This is a genomic window from Haloarcula marina (assembly GCF_024218775.1).
In the GTDB taxonomy this organism is placed as follows: domain Archaea; phylum Halobacteriota; class Halobacteria; order Halobacteriales; family Haloarculaceae; genus Haloarcula; species Haloarcula marina.
The window spans coordinates 1584416-1605431 of record NZ_CP100404.1 but is presented as its reverse complement, the minus strand read 5'-3'; the positions used below and the strand labels follow the sequence as shown (position 1 = coordinate 1605431).

Genomic DNA, 21016 nt, shown 5'->3' with positions numbered 1-21016 from the left:
GTCATCGTCGGCTTCCCGGAGCCTGTCGCTGTGTCTGCATAGTTGGTGTACGGAGGTGAGAAACGTCAGGTTGCGGGTAAAGAGGGCCGTTCGCTTCGCTCGCGGTGCTACTCCTCGATGCTCCCCGCCGGAACCACCGTCACGCTCGCCACGCTGTCGCCACCGTCGAGGTCCATGATGGTGACGCCCTTCGTGTTGCGACCGACCTGCGAAACGTCACCGGCGCGGATGCGCATGATTTGGCCCCGCTCGGACATGATGACGAGATGGTCGTCGTCGGTGACGGCCTTCGCCGTCGAGACGGGACCGTTCCGCTCGTCCGTCTTGATGTCGATGAGGCCCTGTCCGTACCGGGACTGGCGGCGGTACTCGGTCAGTGCGGTCCGCTTGCCGTAGCCGTTCTTCGTCACGGTCAACAGCGAGCGCGGGTCGTCGTCGTTGGTGGCGACCATCGCGGCCACCTTGTCGCTGTCCTTCAGTTTGATGCCGTGAACGCCGCGGGCCGAACGCCCCATCTCGGTGACCTCGCTCTCGTCGAAGCGGATGGTCATGCCGTGTTCGGTTGCGATGACGAGGTCACCCGTGCCGTCGGTCACGTCAACGTCGACGAGTTCGTCCCCGTCTTCGAGTTTCGCGGCGCGGATGCCGGTCGAAAGGATGTTCTCGAACTGGTCACAGCAGGTGCGCTTGACGTAGCCGTCGCGGGTGACCATCGTGATACACTCGTCGGCGTCGAACTCGTCGGTGGAGACGACGGCGGTAATCTCCTCGCCGTCGGCCAACGAGAGGAGGTTGATGGCCGACTTCCCGCGTGCCGTGCGGGACATCTCCGGGACCTCGTAGGTCTTCAGGCGGTAGACCTGCCCGTGGTTGGTGAAACAGAGCAGGTAGTCGTGGCTGTTGGCCCGGAACACCTTCGAGACGCGGTCGCCCTCCTTGGGGTCCGCGCCGATGATTCCCTTCCCGCCGCGGTTCTGCGGGTCGAACTGGTCGACCGGCATCCGCTTGATGTAGTCGTCCTCGGTCACGACGACGACGCAGTCTTCCTCGGGGATGAGGTCCTCGTGCGTGACCTGCCCCTCGTCCTCGATGATGCTGGTCCGTCGGTCGTCGTCGTACTCGTCTTTGACCTCGCGGAGTTCGTCCTTGATGACGCCGTCGAGTTTCTCGGCGCTCGCGAGGACGGATTCGAGGTACTCGATGGTCGCTTGGACCTCCTCGTACTCCTCCTCGATTTCGGCCGACTCCATCGACGTGAGCGACCCGAGTTGCATCCGGACGATGTGGGCGGCCTGCTCTTCGGAGAAGGCAAAGGACTCCTGCAGACCGGACCGGGCGGCGTCACGGTCCTCGCTGTTGCGGATGAGGTCGACCACGTCCTCGACGTTCTCCAAGGCCTTCAGGCGGCCTTCGAGGATGTGGGCGCGGTCCTCGGCCTCTTCGAGGTCGTACTCGGAGCGCCGCCGAACGACTTCGCGGCGATGGTCGACGTAGTGCTGGAGCGTCTGCTTCAGCGAGAGGACTTTCGGTTGGCCGTCGACCAGCGAGAGGTTGATGACGCCGAAGGTGGATTCGAGATGGTGGTCGAGCAGTCGGTTCTCGACCACGTCGACGTTCGCGCCGCGCTTGAGTTCGACGACGATGCGGACGCCGTTGCGGTCGGACTCGTCGCGCAGGTCGGAGATGCCTTCGATTTTCCCCTCGTTCACGTCGTCGGCGATTCGCTCGACGACGCGGGCCTTGTTCTCCTGATACGGGAGTTCGCTGATGACGATGCGGCCGTTCTCACGGTCGACTTCGTACTCGGCGCGAACGCGGAGTCGCCCGCGACCGGTGGTGTACGCCGAGTAGATGGCGTCGCGGCCGACGATGTTCCCGCCGGTCGGGAAGTCCGGCCCCTTGACGTGTTCCATCAGGTCCTCGACCGTACAGTCGGGGTTGTCGATGAGGTGAATCGTCGCGTCGACGAGTTCGCCGAGGTTGTGCGGCGGGATGTTCGTCGACATCCCGACGGCGATACCCGACGACCCGTTGAGTAGGAGACTCGGAACCTTCGCGGGGAGGACGTCCGGTTCCTGCAAGCGGTCGTCGTAGTTGCTGGAGAAGTCGACGGTGTCCTTCTCGATGTCCTCCAGTAACTCCTCGGCGATGGGCGACATCCGAGCCTCAGTGTAGCGCATGGCCGCCGCGGGGTCGCCGTCCATCGACCCGAAGTTCCCCTGCCCGTCGACGAGGGGATAGCGCATCGAGAAGTCCTGTGCCATCCGCACCAGCGTGTCGTAGATGGCGCTGTCGCCGTGGGGGTGGTAGTCACCCATCGTCTCGCCGACGATGGACGAGGACTTCCGGTGACTGGACCCCGAGGTGACGCCCATCTCGTGCATCGCGTAGAGGATGCGCCGATGGACCGGTTTCAGGCCGTCGCGAACGTCCGGGAGCGCCCGACCCGCGATGACCGACATCGCGTAGTCGATGTAGGACTGCTCCATCTCGTCCTCGATGCGGACGTGTTTGATTCGGTCCGCGGGGGCGTTCGGGTCGTCTGCGGCGTCGGAGCTCATATGTCCACCCACTCCGCTTCGGGCGAGTGTTCCTTGATGAACTCCTTGCGGGGTTCGACGGCGTCACCCATCAGGATGTTGAACATCCGGTCGGCGGCCGCCGCGTCTTCGATGGTTATCTGCTTGAGGATGCGGTTGTCGGGGTCCATCGTCGTCTCCCACAACTGCTCGGGGTTCATCTCCCCGAGGCCCTTGAACCGCTGGACCTGGGTGGGGTTGCCGTCGCACTTCTCTTCGACGATGCGGTCCCGTTCCTCCTCGGTCATCGCGTCGTACGTGTTCCCGCGGTAGCGGATGCGGTACAGCGGCGGTTGGGAGGCGTAGACGTAGCCCGCCTCGATGAGCGGCTTCATGTGCCGGTAGAGAAGCGTCAACAGGAGCGTTCTGATGTGCGCCCCGTCCACGTCGGCGTCGGTCATCATGATTATCTTCTCGTAGCGCAGGTCGTCGATGTCGAACTCGTCGCCGATGCCCGTCCCGAGGGCGGTGATGAGGTTCCGAATCTCGTTGTTCTCCAAGATGCGGTCGAGTCGGTGTTTCTCGACGTTCAGAATCTTGCCCTTGATGGGGAGGATAGCCTGAAACTCGGGATTGCGGCCCTGCTTGGCGCTGCCGCCCGCAGAGTCGCCCTCCACGACGAACAGTTCGGCCTCCTCGGGGTCGCGGGTCTGACAGTCCGCGAGTTTCCCGGGCAGTGCCGTCGAGTCGAGCGCGGATTTCCGGCGCGTGAGTTCTTCGGCCTTCTTCGCTGCCTTTCGGGCTTTGGCCGCCTCGACGGCCTTTCCGATGATGGCCTCGGCGGTGTTCGGGTTCTCCTCGAAGAACGTCGCGAGGCCGTCGTGCATCGCCGACTCGACGATACCTCTGACCTCGCTGTTGCCGAGTTTCGTCTTCGTCTGGCCCTCGAACTGCGGGTCGGGGTGTTTTACGGAGATGACCGCGGTGAGGCCCTCGCGGATGTCGTCGCCTTTCAGCGTGTCGTCTAAGTCCTTCAGCAGGTCGTTGTCCGTCGCGTAGTCGTTGACGACCCGTGTGAGCGACGTCTTGAACCCGGTGAGGTGGCTCCCGCCTTCGCGGGTGTTGATGTTGTTGGCGAAGGCGTGGATAGAACCCTGCAAGTCGTCGGTCCCCTGCATCGCGATTTCGACCTGGACGACGCCGTCGGCTATCTCCTCCTCGTCCTCGAAGTAGATGACGCCGTCGTGGAGCGGGGCTTTCGTCTCGTTGAGGTACTCGACGAACTCCTTGATTCCGCCGTCGTACTCGAACGTCTCTTCGGTCCCGTCGCGGTCGTCCGAGATGGTGATGGCGACGCCGGAGTTGAGGAAGGCGAGTTCGCGGAGGCGAGATTCGAGCGTCGAGAAGGCGAACTCGCCCGTCTCGAAGATGTCGTCGTCGGGCCAGAACCGAACTGTCGTCCCGGTCTCTTCGTCGGGTTCGAGGTCCCGAATCCGCTTGAGTTCGTACTCCGGTTCGCCGTGGTCGAAGCGCTGTCGCCAGAGCGCGCCATCGCGCTTGACGTCGACTTCCAGCCACTTCGAGAGTGCGTTGACGACGCTCACCCCGACACCGTGGAGACCGCCGGATACCTGGTAGGACTTGTTGTCGAATTTCCCCCCGGCGTGGAGGATGGTCATCACGACTTCGACGGCCGGACGGCCGTGTTCTTCGTGTTCGTCGACGGGGATGCCCCGGCCGTCGTCGCTGACCGAGACGGACCCGTCGTCGTGTATCGTCACGTCGATGTTGTCACAGTAGCCAGCGAGGGCCTCGTCGATAGCGTTGTCGACGACCTCGTAGACGAGATGGTGTAGACCCCGAGCGTCAGTGGACCCGATGTACATCGCTGGCCGCTTGCGAACGGCTTCCAACCCTTCGAGGGTCTGGATAGACTTCGCGCCGTACTCATCAGACTCTCCTGACATAGGAACTGATTCCCCCTAGAAGGTCACTGCTCATAAAACTCCCGCACGCGCGTGTGCGCGGCCGGCGGGTCGAGGCGTAACGAGCGCTTACCGAACGGCCGCCGCGATGCGATAGTACCGCCTTACTGCGGGCCCGCACGCGGACCCGGTCAGTCCACTTTCACCCCGGTGGCGATTACCTTTTAACCCCGACGGCGGTACGTACCCCACGAAATGACCTCGTATCAGTCGCGACTCGGCGAAGGCGAGGGCATCGCCGAGGAGTTGGCCGAGTCCCAGCGGGCCATCTCCATCGCCGAGTTCTTCGAGAAAAACAAGCACATGCTCGGGTTCGACTCGAACGCCCGAGCGCTCGTCACAGCCGTCAAGGAGGCCGTCGACAACGCGCTTGACGCCTGTGAGGAGGCCGGAATCAAGCCCGACATCTACGTCGAGATTCAGGAAGTCGGCGACTACTACCGCCTCGTCGTCGAGGACAACGGTCCTGGCATCACGAAAGAACAACTCCCCAAAATCTTCGGGAAACTGCTGTACGGTTCCCGATTCCACGCCCGCGAGCAGAGCCGCGGTCAGCAGGGTATCGGTATCTCCGCCGCCGTCCTCTACTCCCAACTCACCTCGGGGAAGCCCGCGAAAATCACCTCGCGGCCGAAGGGCCAGTCCGAGGCGCAGTACTTCGAACTCATCGTCGACACCGACACGAACGAACCCGAGATTAGCGTCGACGAGACCACCTCGTGGGAACGGCCCCACGGGACGCGCATCGAGTTGGAGATGGAGGCGAACATGCGCTCGCGCGGGAGCCTCCACGACTACATTCAGGACACCGCCGTCGTCAACCCCCACGCCCGCATCGAGTTCGACGAACCGGGCCTCGACGAGCCCCTGAAGTACGAACGCGTCGAGGGCGCGGAACTCCCCGCCGAGACCTCCGAGATTCGGCCCCACCCCCACGGCGTCGAACTCGGGACGCTCCTGAAGATGCTCGAAGCCACGGAATCCTACTCTATCTCTGGGTTCGTCCAAGGGGAGTTCACCCGCGTCGGCGGGAAGACGGCCGACAGCATCATCGCCAACTTCAACGACCGCCACTTCGGCCGCGGGATGGCGTGGAAGCCGCCCCAACACCACGAGGACGTGGATATCGAGACGGCCGTCGAGGAGGCCGTCGCCAACAAGGGCGCGACGGCCACCGCCGAGTTCGCCGCCGCCGTGTCCGACGAAATCCACGACCGCGACCGCGTGGCCCACCACGAAATCGAGGCCATCGTCGCCGACGCCGCCGAAGACGCCGAGGCCGCACACGACACTACGTTCGGGTCCACGGTTCGAGAGAACGCCGTCGAGGCCGCGTGGGCCGCGGTGACGGCCGAACGAAACAGCGACCTGTACGAACTGGTCGACGCGGCGACCACCGTGCGGAAAGACGACGCGGCCATCGAGGGGATGGCGAGTCGACTCGCGGAGAAGTTCGACACGGAGAGTCGCCACCGCCTCACCCGAGACGAGTTCCGCCGGTACGTCGACCGGGCGGCCGACATGACCGAGGAACACGACGACGCCACCTTCGGCGAGACGGCCCGCGAGAACGTCCTCGACCAGTTGTGGGACGCCGCCGTCCCCGTCCCCGACGACCCGCCGAACGTCTCCGAAGTCGCGGACGACCGGGATACGGCGAGTAATCTACTGGAGGCGATGCGCGAGACGGACATCATCGCCCCGCCGACCGACTGCCTCTCGCCCATCGGCGCGGACCTCGTCGAGAAGGGGCTTCGCAAGGAGTTCGAGGCCGACTTCTACGCCGCCTCGACCCGCGATGCGGCCGTCCACGGCGGCGACCCGTTCATCGTCGAGGCGGGCATCGCCTACGGCGGCGACCTCCAGGCCGACGGGCCCGTCGACGTGATGCGCTTCGCTAACCGCGTCCCCCTCGTCTATCAGCGCGGGGCCTGTGCGACGACGGACGTCATCAAGGGCATCAACTGGCGCAACTACAACTTGGACCAACCCGGCGGGTCGGGCATTCCGAACGGTCCGGCGGTCATCATGGTCCACGTCGCGTCGACGAACGTGCCCTTCACGAGCGAGTCCAAGGACGCCATCGCGAACATCCCCGAGATGGAAGACGAAATCGAACTCGCCATCCGGGAGGCCGCCCGCGAACTCAAGAGTTACCTCAACAAGCGCCGCTCGCTCCAACAGCGCCGGAAGAAGCAGGACAAACTCGCGACCATCCTCCCCGAGATGGCCGAGAAACTGACCGAAGTGACGGGCAACGACGAGTTGCACATCGACGACTCGCTGGCCCGGATCATGAACAACGTCCTCGTCGAACGCGAGTTCGACGGCGAGACGGTCCGGTTGACCGTCGAGAACAACGACGACACGAACGCCGACGTGGACCTGACCGACATCGTCACCGCCGAACCCCAGGACACGAACGGGGCGACGGTGGTCGAGATGGACGGCGAGTGGTTCGTGAAGTGGTCGCCGACCGTCGCCGCTGGCGAGTCCGCGACGCTGGAGTACCGCGTGACAGACGACGCCGAGTTCACCGTCTCCGTCGACGGTGTCGAAGACGAGAAACTGACGGTGGACGCCTAACCATGAGCACGGACAACGACGCACCCCAATCGAGAGTGGCCCGCGAGAAACTCATCGACCTCGCGGCGGAGTTCTACGACCAGTTCGCAGAGGGCGACGTGCCCACGATGTCGATTCCCACCCGGACCAAGTCCAACATCGAGTACGACGAGGACAAGGACGTGTGGGTGTACGGCGACCGGCAGTCGACGCGGTCGGCCAAGACCGTCTCCGGGGCGGAGAAGCTGTTGAAAGCGACCTACACCATCGATTTCCTCGCGCAACAACTCGACGAGGACCGCTCGTCGACCCTGCGTGAACTGTACTACCTCTCCGAGTCGTGGGACCTCGAAGAAGCGCAGTTCGAGAGCCAGGACGAGTCCAACGACCTCGTCGAGGACTTGGAAATCGTCTCTGAGGTCACCCGCGAGGACTTCCACATGCGCCCGGAGGAGTCGGGGGCGACGCTGATGGGGCCGCTCCAGATTCGCGAGCAGACCCGCCGCGGCGAGCGCGAGATACACTGTCAGGAGGACGTTGGCGAAGGGGGGTATCAGATTCCGAACAACCCCGACACCATCGAGTTCCTCGACCACGACGCCGACTTCATCCTGTGCGTGGAGACCGGCGGGATGCGGGACCGACTCGTCGAGAACGGGTTCGACGAGGAGTACAACGTCATCGTCGTCCACCTCAAAGGGCAACCGGCGCGGGCGACCCGGCGCATCACCAAGCGCCTCCACGACGAACTCGACCTGCCAGTCGTGGTCTTCACAGACGGCGACCCGTGGTCGTACCGCATCTACGGGTCCGTCGCCTACGGGTCCATCAAGTCGGCCCACCTCTCGGAGTACCTCGCGACGCCGGAGGCGGAGTTCGTCGGCATCCGGCCACAGGACATCGTCGACTACGACCTGCCGACGGACCCGCTGAGCGATTCGGACATCAACGCGCTGGAATCGGAACTGGAAGACCCCCGCTTCCAGACCGACTTCTGGAAGGAGCAAATCGAACTCCAACTCGACATCGGGAAGAAGGCGGAACAGCAGGCGCTCGCCTCGCGCGGCCTCGACTTCGTGACCGATACCTACCTCCCAGAGCGCCTGACCGAGATGGGCGTGTTGTAGCGAAGACTGCCCGAGAACGAAACTTTATCTCGCTATACTCGCAGACTATAGCCATGCCCGTCATGTCCAGCGACGACTTCTCGCTGCACCGCGAGGAGTGCGACCAGTTCGACGACGGGATGCCCGTGAGTTCCTTCCCCGACGAAGTGACGAGTTTGGAGGACCTCGACTGTGAATGCTGGGACCGGTTCGACTCGCTGGCGGCGGCCGAGTGACCGAGTTCGTCAGTCGCGGTCCAAGACGACCGGGACTCGACGGCCCGCCACGTCGGCGGCGAACGCCTCGTCGTCCGCCTCAAGCGCGGTGAACGTGTTGTAGTGGATGGGGAGGACGAGGTCCGGGTCCATCTCCGCGGCGAGGTCGGCCGCGCTGTGACGGTCCATCGTATAGCTCTGTGAGATAGACGGGACGAACAGCGACACGTCGAGTTCGGCGTGGCCCGGGAGCACGTCCGAATCGCCCGGCCAGAACACGCGGGTGTCGTCCAGCGCGACGAGGAATCCACAGCCGATACCCTTCGGATGGTGCGGGTCGCCGTTCGCGTCGACGTTCGGGCCGTCTTCGCGGTTGTACGCTGGCATCGTCCAGATAGGCACGTCGCCGACGAGCAGTTCGTCTTCCATCCCGACTTTTCGGACCTCGTAGTCGAGGTCCGCGAGTCTATCGAGGTCGCGGTCAGACTGGTGGACGTTGATGCCCTCGAACGCGACGACGGTGGCGTCGTCGCTGGCGACGCGACGGATGCCGTCCGGGTCGTAGTGATGAATGTGCGTGACACAGACGATATCGCCGTCCTTCGGCGCGTAGTCACGCGTCTTCGGATGGCCGACGCCGGGCGTATCGGGTTCCCACTCGCCGGTGAGGACGCCGTATCGCCCGGGGTCGAGATAGACCGTCGTCTCGCCGTCCGATAGTTTGAGCGTCGCGTACCCGAGCCATTCGGCCGTGATACCGTCGTGTCTGATGGTCATGGACGGGCGTACACGCACCGGTGGGATACGACTATCGGTCGCCGCGGTCACTCGGCGTCGGCGAGTCGTCCGACCCGCGACAGCGAGTCCGCATCGTCGGGGGTCTTGTCCTCGCGGACGGCGAGAAAGCGGGGGAACCGGAGCGCGTACCCGGCGTCGTAGTTCGAAGAGGTCTGTATCTCCTCGTAGCCGACCTCGAAGACGAGATGCGGGTCGAGGGCCACTTCGCGCCCGGATTCGGCAGAGATGTGCGGTTCGAGGCGCTCGGTCACCGCGTCCAGTTCCGCGTCGGTGAACCCGGTGGCGACGTTGCCGACGTGCGCGAATCCGTCGTCCGTGCGTACCGAGAGTTCGAACGTTCCGAGGACGTTCGCCCGGCGGCCTTCGCCCCATTCGGCCCCGGTGATCACGCAGTCGAGCGTCTCCACGTCGGGTTTGCGCTTGCGCCAGTTCTTCCCGCGCTTGCCGGGCGTGTACGCCGCGTCGGGGTCCTTCAGCATGATTCCCTCGTGGCCCGCCTCCAGCGCTTCGGCCTCGATGTCCGCGATTCGGGCCGGGTCGTCGGTGGTCCACAGGTCCGAGACGGTATCCGGGGGAAACAGCGATTCGAGGCGGTCGTGTCGCTCGCGCAACGGCGCGTCGAGCAAATCCTCGCCGTCGGCGTGCAGACAGTCGAACAGATGCAGACGGACGGTCACGTCCTCGCGGGTGGCGGCCACGTCGTGTTTCCGGCGGAACCGCCGGAGGACCTCCTGAAACGGGAGCGGCGCGCCGTCGTCGTCGACGGCGACCACCTCGCCGTCGAGGATAGCCGGTGTCTCCAGCGCGTCGTCGACGGTGGCGACGATTTCGGGAAGCGGGTCGGTCACCTCCTCCATGTTTCGCGAGAACAGGCGGGCCGACTCGCCGTCGAAGTGGACCTGTACGCGAGCGCCGTCGTACTTCCACTCGACGGCGACCGCTTCCCAGTCTTCGAGCGCCCCGGTACTCGTCCCGGCCTGGGCGAGCATCGCTTGCACTGGGCGGCCGACTTCGAGGTCGATTGCGGCGAGTCCCGTTTCGCCCTCGTCGCGGGCCACCTCGGCGACGTAGCCGTAGTCGTTCGAGACCTGGAGCGCACGTTCGACGGCGTCGACCGGCGCGTCGAAGGCGGCCGCGATGGCGTCGCGGACGGTGCCGTCGCCGACCCCGATACGCATCTCCGAGAGGACGAGGCGTGCGAGATAGCGGGCTTCCTCGGGGTCCGCGCGGTTGAATAGCCCGAACAGCATGTCGACTTTCGTCTCCTGGCTCCCCGACCCCGTCACGGCGGCGAGAGCCGACAGTTCGTCGGCGACGGTCGCGACGGTGAGCGCGTCCTCGCCGCCGGACCCGAACGCGGCCAGGCCGCGCTGCCCCCCGAAGTCGTAGCTCGCCGCCACCTCGCCGATTTCACCCCGCTCGGCCAACCGGGTCTCCACGTCGTCGGCGCTCACGTTCTGCCCCGCGGCGCGCGCGATGGCCTCGTAGCACAATCGCGGCCCGATATCGAGCGTCGTCGACTCGTGGGCGGGGAACACCCGCCCCTGCACGAACCGCGCGAGCGTCGCCAAGTCGTCGTCCGCCTCGCCGAGCAGTTCGGTGACCGATTCCGTGATGGCGATATCGGCGCTCTCGGACTCGATTTCGGACGCGCGGGCGGCGAAGTCAGCGAACTCCATCGGCTGTCGGTATCCGGTGGGCGAGGGTAAACCCATTCATTCCCGACCCGGAGTCACTCCAACTCGACCGTCACCGAGACGGTCTGGCTCTGCCCGGAGGCCGGGTAGGGTCGGTCGGTCGCGTCGGAACCGGGGAACTCGAAGTCGTAGTCGAGGACGCCGTTCCCGTTGGTGTCGCGGTGGGCGACGACGACGACGTCCTGGCCCGCCGACGGCGGGTTGTCCAACTGGACGGACACGTCGCTGTGTGACCCCGGGGCGAGGTACGGGGAGACGCCGACGACTCGCCCGTCCTCGTCGTGGGCGTGGACGACGAGGAATCCGCCGCTGGACAGCGATGCCGAATCGACCGAAATCTGGCCGTTCTCGACGGTAGGCTCGGTTATCGTCATCGAGGCCACCGGCGAGGACAGCAGGACGAACACGAGGTAAGCGAAGCCGAGCAACACGGCGGCGTGTTTCGCCCCGTCGCGGAGCGACCCCTCACCTAACTGGCCGCCGACGAACCCGGTCAACACGGCCTGAATCAGCGCCGTGTGGAAGAAGACGAGTGTGTACGCCGCCTTATCGACTTGGCCGAGACGTGCGAACTGGTCGACGCCGACGCCGAGGCGGTTCGAGGAGGGCGGCGTCGGCACGGACGAGGGGAGACTGGGGACCAGTACCTCTTGGACGGCGACGATGATGACCAGAAAGACGAGAAAGGAGACGTAGATGACGACGAGGTAGGTGAGCATCTGCTGTTGGCGGCGCTTCTGGAGTCTCCGGTCCGCCCGCGACTGGGAGGCGGCGATTCGGAGCACGCGGCCGAGTTGCCCCGAGGCCTGCATCGCGTGCGTCACCAGCGTCACCACCCGCGTAATCGCCACCGTTCGAATTCGGCGGCCGAACCGGATAAGCGCGTCCTCGACGTTCGCGCCCATCCGGATGTCCGCCCAGATGCGGTCGACTTCGGGCGAGAGGACACCCACCTCGCTCCCTCGAACCCGGCGCAGGCTCTCGACGAGCGTCATCCCCGCCTCGTTGAGGCTCGCCAACCGTTCGAGCAGTTCCGGCGTCGCCGCCTCGATGCGCTGGACGCGCCGCGTATAGAGCGTCCGAACGACGGCGAACGACCCGAGCACGACGAGCGCGGACTGGACGAGAAAGTCGTCGAGCAGTCGAACGTTCATCGACCCGGTCTGGAACGCCTGCGGTGCGCGGACCGCGAACAACACGATAGCGACCGGGACCGCGAGGTACAGCACTTTTGAGGGGTTCCAGACGAGCGTCTGGACCGGCGAGCGAAGCGTCCGTCTCACCGCCCGGACGCGGTCGTACATCCGGAGTCGCCGCCAGTTGGCCCCCTCGTTGGGGAGCATCCCGCCGTCGGTCACCCCGGTCCGCGTCTGGACCGGTTTCGGACGGCCGAGCGCCGAGAGGTCTTGCCGGTCGAGGACCCCCGTCGTTCCCGCTCGCCCGATGCCCAGGGCGTCGAGTTTCTGCCCCAGATACACCATGAAGCCGAGGTTCGCCAGCGGAATCGCGAGGTAGCCGAGTAGTTGCAGGAATACGAGGGTGTCCGTCGTCGTCAGACCGAAGACGAGCAGAATGGTGATGAGGAACAGCACCCCGGCGACCAAGATGGTGACGTACGCCTCGGCGATGGTGGCGAGCGATTCGAGCAGGTCGGCCTGTCGCTCCGCGGCCTCCTCCTGATACCGCTCGTACTGGTCGTTGAGGAACGTCGACAGCGACTGGCCGCTCTGGAGGACGCTGGAGAGATTCTCCGCGAAGGTCTTGAACTCCTCGCTGGGCGTTCGGGCGGTCATCCGTTCGATGGCCGTTATCATGTCCTTGCCGAACATGTCCATCTCCCGGATAGCGATGCTTATCTCCCGGGCCGTCTCGCCGTAGATATCGTCGTTCCTCGCCAGCACGCGCATCACATCCGGGAATGCGACCCCACCGCGCGAGAGCGCGTACATGAACGCGATGGTGCGTGTCATCCCCTCGTTGATATTCCGCCGACGCACCTCCGCCGTGTTCCGCGGGAGTTCCCAGCGAAGCCAGTAGGCGACGGCGGCGCATCCGATACCGAAGACGACCCCGCTTCCGATGAGGATACCCAGCGTCTGGCGCCCTGTCAGAACGAGTTCGAACCCCCGGATGCCGAGCGCGTTCACCATCGTCCGCGGCAGTCCCATCAGCAGGTCGACGATAGTCGGGACGAGGAGTAAGAATCCGCCGACGACATATGCCCCGGCCGCCGCGCCGCCGAGGGCGGCGAGCCCGGTAATCAGGAGCGTTCGGGCCGCGTACCCCCGGTACGTCTGTCCGATGTAGGCCGCTTCGAGTTGGCGCTCGCGTTCCGGCGCGGCCGTGACGTACCGGCCGAACAAGCGGCGGGCGAACCGCGTCACGCGGCGGTCGAATCCCTCGCTCACCGAGGCCAGCGCCGCCCCGGCGAGGATGCAGGCGACGACGATAAGCGGGGCCAGCCCTATCGGGTTCAGCGCCATGTCAGACCGTCACGCTGGACCCGATGCGGTCCATGACTTCGTCTTTGTCGGCGTAGTACTTGTTGACCATCGCGGTGAAGCGACGGTAGTCTCCGACCTCCTGCTGTCGGAGGTACTCCAGAAACCGCTGTCGGTCTTTCAGTTCGGTGAGGAGGGTCGACTGGCTCCACCCTCGTTCCTCGCGAATCTCGTCGAGCAGTTCGCTGTTGTTCTCGGCGAATCGGTCCTCGGTCGCCCGCCACGAGAAACTCGTCGAGTAGTCGAGTTCGCCGGTCCGCTGGTCGATGCCCTCGATTTCCGCGAGCGTCTTCGCACGGCGGACGCGTTCGTCGCCCGACCGGGTCAGCACCTGCACGCAGAGGATGTCGAGACTCTGCACCATCGGCCGGGGGACGTTGATAGGTTCGTTCTCCAGTCGGTTGATGACCGTCTGCACCGAGTCGGCGTGCATCGTCGAGAACGTCGTGTGGCCGGTGTTCATCGCCTGAAACAGCGTGATGGCCTCCTCGCCGCGGACCTCGCCAACCACGATGTACTCGGGTCGATGACGGAGGGCGGACCGGAGCAGGTCGTACATCGTGATGTCGGAGTCGTCGAGTCGCTCGCGGGTGACCGAGGAGAGCCAGTTGTCGTGGTACAGCGACAGTTCGCGGGTGTCCTCGATGGTCAGCACCTTCGAACGCGGCGGGACGAACATCGCCAGCGCGTTCATCGACGTGGTCTTGCCCGCCGCCGTCCCGCCAGCGAAGATGAGCGACTTGTTGGACTCGATAGCCAACCAGAGGTACGCGAGCATCTCCAGCGAGAAGGTGCCGTACTCCAGCAGGTCGATGGGCGTGAACGGTTCGTCGGCGTACTTCCGGATGGTGAACGCGGAGCCACGCGGAGTGACTTCCTCGCCGAGCGCGAGTTCGATACGCGACCCGTCCGGGAGCGTCGTCGAGACGACGGGGTCGGAGATGGAGACGTGTTGGCCCGAGCGCTGCGCCAACTGGATGACGAAGTCGTCGAGTTCCTCCTCGCCGTAGACGATGTTCGACTCGATATCGGTGTAGTCGTCGTGGTAGATGAATATCGGGAGGTTCGACCCGTCACAGGAGATGTCCTCGATGTGGGGGTCGTGCATCAGCGGGTCGATGTAGCCGTACCCCTGAAACGAGCGGTAGAGGTAGTAGAACAACCGGTAGAACGTCTCGGGTTCGACGACGACGCCGTACTCCTCCAGACGGTCGCGCAACTCCTCTCGGAGCGCCGTCTCGGGGTCTGTCTCCACGTCGCGGCGGTAGATGAGCGGGCCGCGAACGTCGTCGTACAGGCGGTCTAAGAGTTCGGATTCGATGTCCGTGAGCGAGGGTTCGACCACGTGGTACAGGTGCTCGTCGTTCTGCGTGTCGTGTTCGATGGAGACGAACGAGAACGGGGCGTTGAGCCAGTAGCGCTCGATTTCCTCGTAGCCAGCGAGGCCGTCGAAAGTCACCAGCGAGTCGTGCCTGCTCGGGTCGTAGTTCGACTCCGGGACGACCGACCCGGAGAGGAGACTCGCGGTGCGCGAGAGCCACGACTGCACGTGACCGAGTGGGTCGCGGACGACGTCGCCGGGGGCAGGTGTCTCGGGGTTAGCCATCGGTAGCCAGTGAAGATGGGTCGGACAGCAGTTATCAGCCATTATGTGGCCACCTACTTAAATTCGCGCGCCCGGTTCGTACCACTCCGTCCGCAGATTCAGTCCGCCTGCTCGCTGGTGAGCAGGACGTACGCGAGGACGGCGGCGACGGCCGCCCCGACGGGGACGGTCAGGCCCGGGAAGTACCGGACGAACAGCGCCGTCGCGGCGAGGGTGAGGGCGGCGACACCGGCGAGTAACCACCCGAACAGCGCCACGGGGTCGACGGGCAGCGCGTCGGTCAGTCGCTCCTCTTCGAAGTAGTAGAACAGGCTCAGCGCGAACGGGACCGCAAAGAGGAGGAAGGCGGCGAACCCGGCGTAGCCCGCCAGCGTGAGTTCCGCCGACTGTTGGAACCGGGCGACTTCCCACGCCCAGAGGAACGGGCGCTCGTTGTCGAGGGTCGCGCCGAAGATGAACTGGAACCTGAAGGGGAGGAAGCGAAGCGCGACGACCGTCAGGTTCGACACCTCGAAGACAGACGCCGACCACGGGGCCAGCGCTACCAACCACGTCGAGAGGACGGCCAGTTCTCCGGCGTACTCTGACTTCACCCACGTCATCCTGTCAGCACCGGCGACAGCGACGGGGTAAAAGCTACCGAAAGCGCCGACGCAAAACGGTTGTGTCGGTGCCGCCGCCGTTACGTTCATTGCGACGGCGACCCAAGCGTCAATCACCCGAATGAGGCGCGACTACTTCACGCTCGACATCCGAGAAGACCCCGACGACGGGACACCTACGCTCAGTATCGACTACGACGGCCCGTCGGGTGTACTCCGAGAGCGCCTCACGACCGCGACCGGCGAGACACTCGACGGCGGCGAAGTCGACGTAACGTTCCGACGGCAGGCCGACACCGACGGCGGCGTCCTGTCGCTGACGAACCGCATGACCGGCGAGTTCGTCCTCGAAGTCATGGCCGACCCCGGCGAAATCGACGGGTTCGTCGCCGCCGCCGAGAGCCACGACGACGGGGAGTACCGCGTGGTCCTGACCGACAGCGACGGCGAGTCCGTGGCGTACGAAAAGGGGACGCTGCTCGTCTACGACCACGACGGCAGCCTCCTCCGCCAGCGAAGCCTCATTCCCGGCGGCGTCGAACTCTAGACCCGCTCTTCGAGCGCGGGTAGCACGTCCGTAACGTCCTCCCGAATCACGTCTGTCGCCGCCCCGTCCCGCGTCGTCTCGTCGAAGTTCACGACGACGAATCGACCCCCCGAGTCGACGGCTATCTTTGGCAGTAACGAGGCGGGTCTGACCGACAGGGACGACCCAACGGCGAGGAACACGTCGCTTTCGCGGGCCAGTCCCTGCGCGTCCGTCAGCGCGTCGTCCGGCAGTGATTCCCCGAACAGCACCACGTCGGGCCGGTACACGCCGCCGCAGTCACACCGTGGCGGGAGGTCACCGTCGGCCGCCGCGGCGAACACCGGGTCGGCCGGACGGCGGTCACCGCAGTCGTCACACCGCACGCGGCGGTGCGTGCCGTGGAGTTCGACCACGCGTTGGCTTCCGGCGTCGGCGTGGAGGCCGTCGACGTTCTGCGTCACGACGGCGTCGACGTGCCCCTCGGCTTCCAGCGCCGCCAACGCGTCGTGTGCGGCGTTCGGGCCGGGTTTCACGTCGCCGTACATCTCCTCCCGGAGCGTACGCCGGTCGGCCCAGAAGCCAGCGGGGTCGGCGTCGAACCGTCGACGGTGGAAATCCGTCGGGTCGAAGCGGTCCCAGATACCGTCTTCGCCGCGGAACGAGGGAATGCCCGACGCCGTCGAGACGCCCGCACCGGTCAGCGCGACGGCGGTGTCGGCCCGCCGGAGGGCGTCGGCGACGGTGTCGAGGGTGTCCGTGTCGATATCGTGCATGCGTTGTTGTCCCCTTACTCGGCGAACCGTGGAATCGCTACCGGTCAGCCGTCACCGGTCCGCGCAGACGCATTGCCGAGGCACTTCGACACCGCCAGATGCCAGCGGTTAACCAGTTGGTGACTAGCGTGCGGCCACCCAGCCATTAATTGGGGAATACGGCAGTTCCACGAGCAATAATCGTGATAAAATAGTTTTATGCCCGCCTGAATGAAAATATCAGCTACTAAATGCTGTCATCGCTGAACAAACAGTCTCGCAGAACCAGTGGACTGTACGGGTCGAGTGAGCGGTCTGACTCCACGTACGGGAGTCCGGGCGTGTGCGAACTGTGCGGGGAAGACAGACAGTGCTTCGACCGGTTCGGGATGGAGACGTGCCAGCCCTGTGAGTTGGACTTGCTCCCCGCGAGTAGCCTCCTCTGAGACGGCCCGGCGGCCGATTTAACTGTGCCGAGTCCTCACAGGGTGCTATGTGCTACGACCGACTCGTGAACGACGACGACATCGCGGCGACGAGCGTTGGCGCGCTCCTCCGCTCGGAACTGTACTGTGCCCTCCGCAACGGCGCGATGGCAGGCGTCATCGTTCTCTCCGTCCTGCTGTATCAGGGCGCTCCGGCGTGGCTCGTCGTCGCGAGCGTCGCGGGGGCAGTCGCCCTCGGCACGACGCTCCATCAACTCCTCTTGCTCGGCGGGGCCGGGATTCTCCGATTGCATGCTCGGTGGGACGGCCACGACGGGCCACATACCGACTCGGTATAGCACCTATCCGCATATTTCGCGAAATTCGGTCACTTTCTCCGGGTGGAATTTCCGAAGCCACAACAATGCCGAGAAGTGACAGGCAGCTAGTGCGTCCGCGAAAGACGGATTTAAACCGCCACCGCTCGCCTGTCCGTATGACATGCGATTGCATGAATACCAGGCGAAACAAGTCTTCGCCGAGGCGGGAGTCCCCACACCCGCGTCGCAACTGGCCGAAACAGTCGACGAGGCCGTCGACGCGGCCGAAGAAATCGGGTACCCGGTCGCTATCAAGGCACAGGTCCACGTCGGTGGTCGCGGAAAAGCCGGCGGTATCAAACTCGTCGAGAGCAAGGACGAGGCTCGCGAGGCCGCGGACGCCATCCTCGGGATGGACCTCAAGGGCTACCACGTCTCGAAGGTGCTCGTCGAGGAGGCCGTCGACTTCGTAAACGAACTGTACGTCGGCGTGACGATGGACCGCGGCGAGGGCAAACCCGTCGCGATGGTCTCGACGAAAGGCGGCGTCAACATCGAGGAAGTCGCCGAGGAAGACCCCGACGCCATCGCGCGCGAACACATCGACCCCGCCTTCGGGATGCACCCCTTCCAGGCCCGGAAGGTCGTCTACGAGGCGGGCGTCGACCGCGACGTCGCCAACGACGTGGCCTCGGTGCTGACGACGCTCTACCAGCTCTGGGACGACCGGGACGGCAGCGACGTCGAGGTCAACCCGCTGATGATCACGAGCGACGACGAGGTCGTCGCCGCCGACGCCGTGATGAACATCGACGACGACGCCCTGTTCCGCCAGCCAGAACTCGCCGAGATGGGCGAGGAGGCCGCGGAGGGCGACGAACTCGAACAGAAGGCCGACGAGTACGGCTTCGACTACGTCCGCCTCTCGGGTAACGTCGGCATCATCGGCAACGGCGCGGGCCTCGTGATGACGACGCTGGACCTCGTGGACTACTACGGCGGCACGCCCGCTAACTTCCTCGACGTGGGCGGCGGCGCGAAAGCCGACCGCATCGCGAACGCGCTGGACATGGTGTTCTCCGACGACAACGTCGACTCCGTCGTGTTCAACATCTTCGGCGGCATCACGCGCGGCGACGAGGTGGCACAGGGTATCAATCAGGCCCTCGAACAGTTCGACGAGATTCCCAAGCCAGTCGTCGTCCGACTGGCCGGGACCAACGCCGAGGAGGGCATGGAGATTCTGAACGAAGAACTCGTCACGGTCGAGTACACGCTGGAGGACGCTGTCCAACGTGCCGTCGAGTTCGCACAGGAGGTGGAAGCATGAGTGTTCTAGTCGACGAAGACACGCGCGTCGTCGTGCAGGGTATCACCGGCGGAGAAGGGAAGTTCCACACCGAGCAGATGCTCGAGTACGGGACCAACGTGGTCGCTGGCGCGGTGCCCGGCCGCGGCGGTCAGGAAGTCGCCGGTGTTCCCGTCTACGACACCGTCCAGCAGGCCGCCCGCGAGGAGGACGCCAACGCCTCCGTCGTGTTCGTCCCGCCCGCGTTCGCCGCCGACGCCTGTTTCGAGTCGCTGGACGCGAAGGGCCTGGACCTCGTCGTCGCCATCACCGAAGGCGTCCCGACGCAGGACATGGCCCGCGTCTACCGCAAACTGCAGGAGACCGATACGTACCTCGTCGGGCCGAACTGCCCCGGCCTCATCACTCCCGGCGTCGCCAAACTCGGCATCCTGCCGGGCAACATCTTCTCGTCGGGCAACGTCGGCCTGGTCTCCCGCTCGGGGACCCTGACCTATCAGGTCGTCGACAATCTCACCGAGCGCGGACTCGGTCAGTCCACCGCCATCGGCATCGGCGGCGACCCCATCATCGGTACGGACTTCATCGACGCGCTGGAACTGTTCGAGAACGACCCCGACACCCACGCCGTCGCCATGTGCGGCGAAATCGGCGGCGAGGACGAAGAAGAAGCGGCGCGCTACATCGGCGAGCACATGGACACGCCCGTCGCTGGCTTCATCGCCGGTCGTACGGCCCCGCCGGGCAAGCGCATGGGCCACGCGGGCGCTATCGTCTCCGGTAGCGGGACCGGCACCGCCGAATCGAAGATTTCGGCCCTCGAAGACAACGGCGTCCCAGTGGGCGACACGCCCGAGGAAGTCGCCGACCACATCGAAGACCTGCTGTAACCCTCGCTTTCTTATTCCCGCTTTTCGTACGTGAAGCGAATGAGTCCCGGTGAGCAGACAGTGCGGGTCGCCTCGTACGGCCTCGACAGCGCGTCCGTCAGTGACATACATCCCGCGCTCGCCGAGCACGACGGCGTCGACGTGACGGCCGTCGCGGACCCCGCGTCGGTCACGGGAGACGCGTTCGACGCGTTCCTCGTCGCGGACGACCCGCCGGACACCGACGCCCTCGACGCGTTCCAGCGCGTCCGCGCGGCCGACGCGGCCCTCCCCGTGCTGGCGGTCGGCGAGGGGAACGACGGCGACCGTATCGAAGCGATGCTCGCGGCGGGGCTCAGCGAGTACGTCGCGTGGCGAGACCAAGACAGCGCGCCCGAACTCGCGGCCAAACTCCGCACCTCGGTTCGGCTCCCGTGGGTGGACGGGGCAGCGATGACCGGTCGGTGGGAGGCCGTGATTCGCTCGCTGGCTCACGACGCGAAGAACCCGCTGAACGTCGTCTCCGGTCGACTCGAACTCGTCGATATCGACGAGACGCACGCAGACGCGATGACGCGCTCCGTCAGGCGCGTCGACTCCCTGCTCGGCGAACTCTCGACGGTCGTCCAGGTGATGGGGCCGGTCGACGAGAGCGAACCAGTAGCGCTCGACGACGTGGTGCGGGAGGTCTGGGCGAAAGTCGCGACGACCGATTCGACGCTCGCCGTGGAAGCCGAACAGACGATAGCGACGGACCCCGAGGCCCTCCGAACCATTCTGACTCGCCTGTTGGAGAACGCGGTGGCCCACGGCGGGGAGACGGTGACCGTCACCGACACGGACGGCGGATTCGCCGTCGCCGACGACGGACCGGGCATCCCGGAAGAAGATTGGGAAGCCGTCTTCGAGCAGGGCTACGGCACTACTCGCGAGGGGGAGGGCTACGGCCTGTTCGTCGCCGAATGGACGGCGACGGCGCTCGGATGGGACATCGAACTCGGCGACAGCGAGTCGGGCGGGACTCGCGTCGACGTTACCGTTCGCTGAACGTTCCGGACAGTAAGGTCGTCTGAAACGCCTGCCCGAACGTCCATCTTTCAGCCGAGTGGAGTGGAGAGTAGTGAACAGATGCGCAGAAACCGCAAGAAAGAGCAGGTATTCCGGGAGACCGACCCGGCGACGTGAACGTTCCGGTGTAGCTATAAGGAATCAATAGTA

At 65.2% G+C, this 21016-nt stretch carries 16 protein-coding genes; 8 read left to right on the top strand and 8 right to left on the bottom strand.

Features of this window, described 5'->3' with window-relative positions; translation table 11 throughout:
• Positions 1-107 precede the first annotated feature (107 nt).
• Together gyrA and gyrB are read right to left on the bottom strand one after the other, a co-directional pair.
• Entirely contained in the window at positions 108-2561 is a 2454-nt protein-coding gene (gene gyrA, locus NJQ44_RS08400; RefSeq protein ID WP_254274236.1) for a DNA gyrase subunit A, read from the bottom strand.
• Positions 2558-4486: a DNA topoisomerase (ATP-hydrolyzing) subunit B gene (gene gyrB, locus NJQ44_RS08395; RefSeq protein WP_254274235.1), complete on the bottom strand. Its 1929-nt coding sequence runs from the start codon at positions 4484-4486 to the stop codon at positions 2558-2560. Before gyrB ends, gyrA begins: the two co-directional genes overlap by 4 nt.
• 213 nt (positions 4487-4699) lie before the next feature.
• Here gyrB and NJQ44_RS08390 point away from each other — a divergent pair, with 213 nt between their 5' ends.
• From NJQ44_RS08390 to NJQ44_RS08380, 3 genes are read left to right on the top strand one after another with little or no spacing between them, the layout of a single operon-like run.
• Positions 4700-7090 carry a DNA topoisomerase VI subunit B gene (locus tag NJQ44_RS08390; protein ID WP_254274234.1) on the top strand — a complete coding sequence of 797 codons (2391 nt, stop codon included), beginning with the start codon at positions 4700-4702 and terminating at the stop codon, positions 7088-7090.
• Positions 7091-7092: 2 nt separating this feature from the next.
• Positions 7093-8196 carry a DNA topoisomerase IV subunit A gene (locus NJQ44_RS08385; protein WP_254274233.1) on the top strand — a complete coding sequence of 368 codons (1104 nt, stop codon included), beginning with the start codon at positions 7093-7095 and terminating at the stop codon, positions 8194-8196.
• 53 nt (positions 8197-8249) lie between these two features.
• Positions 8250-8411, top strand: a complete 162-nt coding sequence (locus NJQ44_RS08380; protein ID WP_254274232.1) for a hypothetical protein — start codon at positions 8250-8252, stop codon at positions 8409-8411.
• Between the two features lie 9 nt (positions 8412-8420).
• On the opposite strand, the gene NJQ44_RS08375 is transcribed toward NJQ44_RS08380, so the two are convergent.
• From NJQ44_RS08375 to NJQ44_RS08355, 5 genes are all read right to left on the bottom strand, one after another.
• Positions 8421-9167, bottom strand: a complete 747-nt coding sequence (locus NJQ44_RS08375; protein ID WP_254274231.1) for an MBL fold metallo-hydrolase — start codon at positions 9165-9167, stop codon at positions 8421-8423.
• A gap of 47 nt (positions 9168-9214) precedes the next feature.
• Entirely contained in the window at positions 9215-10867 is a 1653-nt protein-coding gene (gene ligA, locus NJQ44_RS08370) for an ATP-dependent DNA ligase LigA (protein WP_254274230.1), read from the bottom strand.
• 53 nt (positions 10868-10920) lie between these two features.
• Entirely contained in the window at positions 10921-13368 is a 2448-nt protein-coding gene (locus NJQ44_RS08365; protein ID WP_254274229.1) for a type II secretion system F family protein, read from the bottom strand.
• Between the two features lies 1 nt (position 13369).
• The gene (locus NJQ44_RS08360) at positions 13370-14992 is read right to left on the bottom strand and encodes a type II/IV secretion system ATPase subunit (protein ID WP_254274326.1); all 1623 of its coding nucleotides are present in this window, start codon (positions 14990-14992) and stop codon (positions 13370-13372) included.
• Between the two features lie 98 nt (positions 14993-15090).
• Positions 15091-15594 (bottom strand): DUF7549 family protein, encoded by a 504-nt coding sequence (locus NJQ44_RS08355; RefSeq protein WP_254274228.1) that lies wholly within the window; start codon positions 15592-15594, stop codon positions 15091-15093.
• A 121-nt stretch (positions 15595-15715) separates the two neighbouring features.
• On the opposite strand from NJQ44_RS08355, the gene NJQ44_RS08350 reads away from it, so the two are divergent.
• Positions 15716-16141, top strand: a complete 426-nt coding sequence (locus tag NJQ44_RS08350; RefSeq protein WP_254274227.1) for a DUF5793 family protein — start codon at positions 15716-15718, stop codon at positions 16139-16141.
• On the opposite strand, the gene NJQ44_RS08345 is transcribed toward NJQ44_RS08350, so the two are convergent.
• Entirely contained in the window at positions 16138-16896 is a 759-nt protein-coding gene (locus NJQ44_RS08345) for an NAD-dependent protein deacylase (protein WP_254274226.1), read from the bottom strand. The two genes, NJQ44_RS08350 and NJQ44_RS08345, sit on opposite strands and share 4 nt — an antisense overlap.
• A gap of 472 nt (positions 16897-17368) precedes the next feature.
• Here NJQ44_RS08345 and NJQ44_RS08340 point away from each other — a divergent pair, with 472 nt between their 5' ends.
• From NJQ44_RS08340 to NJQ44_RS08325, 4 genes are all read left to right on the top strand, one after another.
• Complete coding sequence (locus NJQ44_RS08340) at positions 17369-17659, top strand: hypothetical protein (protein WP_254274225.1); 291 nt, start codon at positions 17369-17371, stop codon at positions 17657-17659.
• A 142-nt stretch (positions 17660-17801) separates the two neighbouring features.
• Positions 17802-18950: an ADP-forming succinate--CoA ligase subunit beta gene (gene sucC / locus NJQ44_RS08335; protein WP_254274224.1), complete on the top strand. Its 1149-nt coding sequence runs from the start codon at positions 17802-17804 to the stop codon at positions 18948-18950.
• Positions 18947-19819, top strand: a complete 873-nt coding sequence (gene sucD / locus NJQ44_RS08330; RefSeq protein WP_254274223.1) for a succinate--CoA ligase subunit alpha — start codon at positions 18947-18949, stop codon at positions 19817-19819. Before sucC ends, sucD begins: the two co-directional genes overlap by 4 nt.
• 39 nt (positions 19820-19858) lie before the next feature.
• The gene (locus tag NJQ44_RS08325; RefSeq protein ID WP_254274222.1) at positions 19859-20845 is read left to right on the top strand and encodes a sensor histidine kinase; all 987 of its coding nucleotides are present in this window, start codon (positions 19859-19861) and stop codon (positions 20843-20845) included.
• The last annotated feature ends 171 nt before the right edge of the window (positions 20846-21016 follow it).

Bases quoted from the DNA above. Each gene is read 5' to 3' on its own strand.
- gyrA (WP_254274236.1), bottom strand. From the start codon at position 2,561: ATGAGCTCCGACGCCGCAGACGACCCGAACGCCCCCGCGGACCGAATC.
- gyrB (WP_254274235.1), bottom strand. From the start codon at position 4,486: ATGTCAGGAGAGTCTGATGAGTACGGCGCGAAGTCTATCCAGACCCTC.
- NJQ44_RS08390 (WP_254274234.1), top strand. From the start codon at position 4,700: ATGACCTCGTATCAGTCGCGACTCGGCGAAGGCGAGGGCATCGCCGAG.
- NJQ44_RS08385 (WP_254274233.1), top strand. From the start codon at position 7,093: ATGAGCACGGACAACGACGCACCCCAATCGAGAGTGGCCCGCGAGAAA.
- NJQ44_RS08380 (WP_254274232.1), top strand. From the start codon at position 8,250: ATGCCCGTCATGTCCAGCGACGACTTCTCGCTGCACCGCGAGGAGTGC.
- NJQ44_RS08375 (WP_254274231.1), bottom strand. From the start codon at position 9,167: ATGACCATCAGACACGACGGTATCACGGCCGAATGGCTCGGGTACGCG.
- ligA (WP_254274230.1), bottom strand. From the start codon at position 10,867: ATGGAGTTCGCTGACTTCGCCGCCCGCGCGTCCGAAATCGAGTCCGAG.
- NJQ44_RS08365 (WP_254274229.1), bottom strand. From the start codon at position 13,368: ATGGCGCTGAACCCGATAGGGCTGGCCCCGCTTATCGTCGTCGCCTGC.
- NJQ44_RS08360 (WP_254274326.1), bottom strand. From the start codon at position 14,992: ATGGCTAACCCCGAGACACCTGCCCCCGGCGACGTCGTCCGCGACCCA.
- NJQ44_RS08355 (WP_254274228.1), bottom strand. From the start codon at position 15,594: ATGACGTGGGTGAAGTCAGAGTACGCCGGAGAACTGGCCGTCCTCTCG.
- NJQ44_RS08350 (WP_254274227.1), top strand. From the start codon at position 15,716: ATGAGGCGCGACTACTTCACGCTCGACATCCGAGAAGACCCCGACGAC.
- NJQ44_RS08345 (WP_254274226.1), bottom strand. From the start codon at position 16,896: ATGCACGATATCGACACGGACACCCTCGACACCGTCGCCGACGCCCTC.
- NJQ44_RS08340 (WP_254274225.1), top strand. From the start codon at position 17,369: ATGTGCTACGACCGACTCGTGAACGACGACGACATCGCGGCGACGAGC.
- sucC (WP_254274224.1), top strand. From the start codon at position 17,802: ATGCGATTGCATGAATACCAGGCGAAACAAGTCTTCGCCGAGGCGGGA.
- sucD (WP_254274223.1), top strand. From the start codon at position 18,947: ATGAGTGTTCTAGTCGACGAAGACACGCGCGTCGTCGTGCAGGGTATC.
- NJQ44_RS08325 (WP_254274222.1), top strand. From the start codon at position 19,859: ATGAGTCCCGGTGAGCAGACAGTGCGGGTCGCCTCGTACGGCCTCGAC.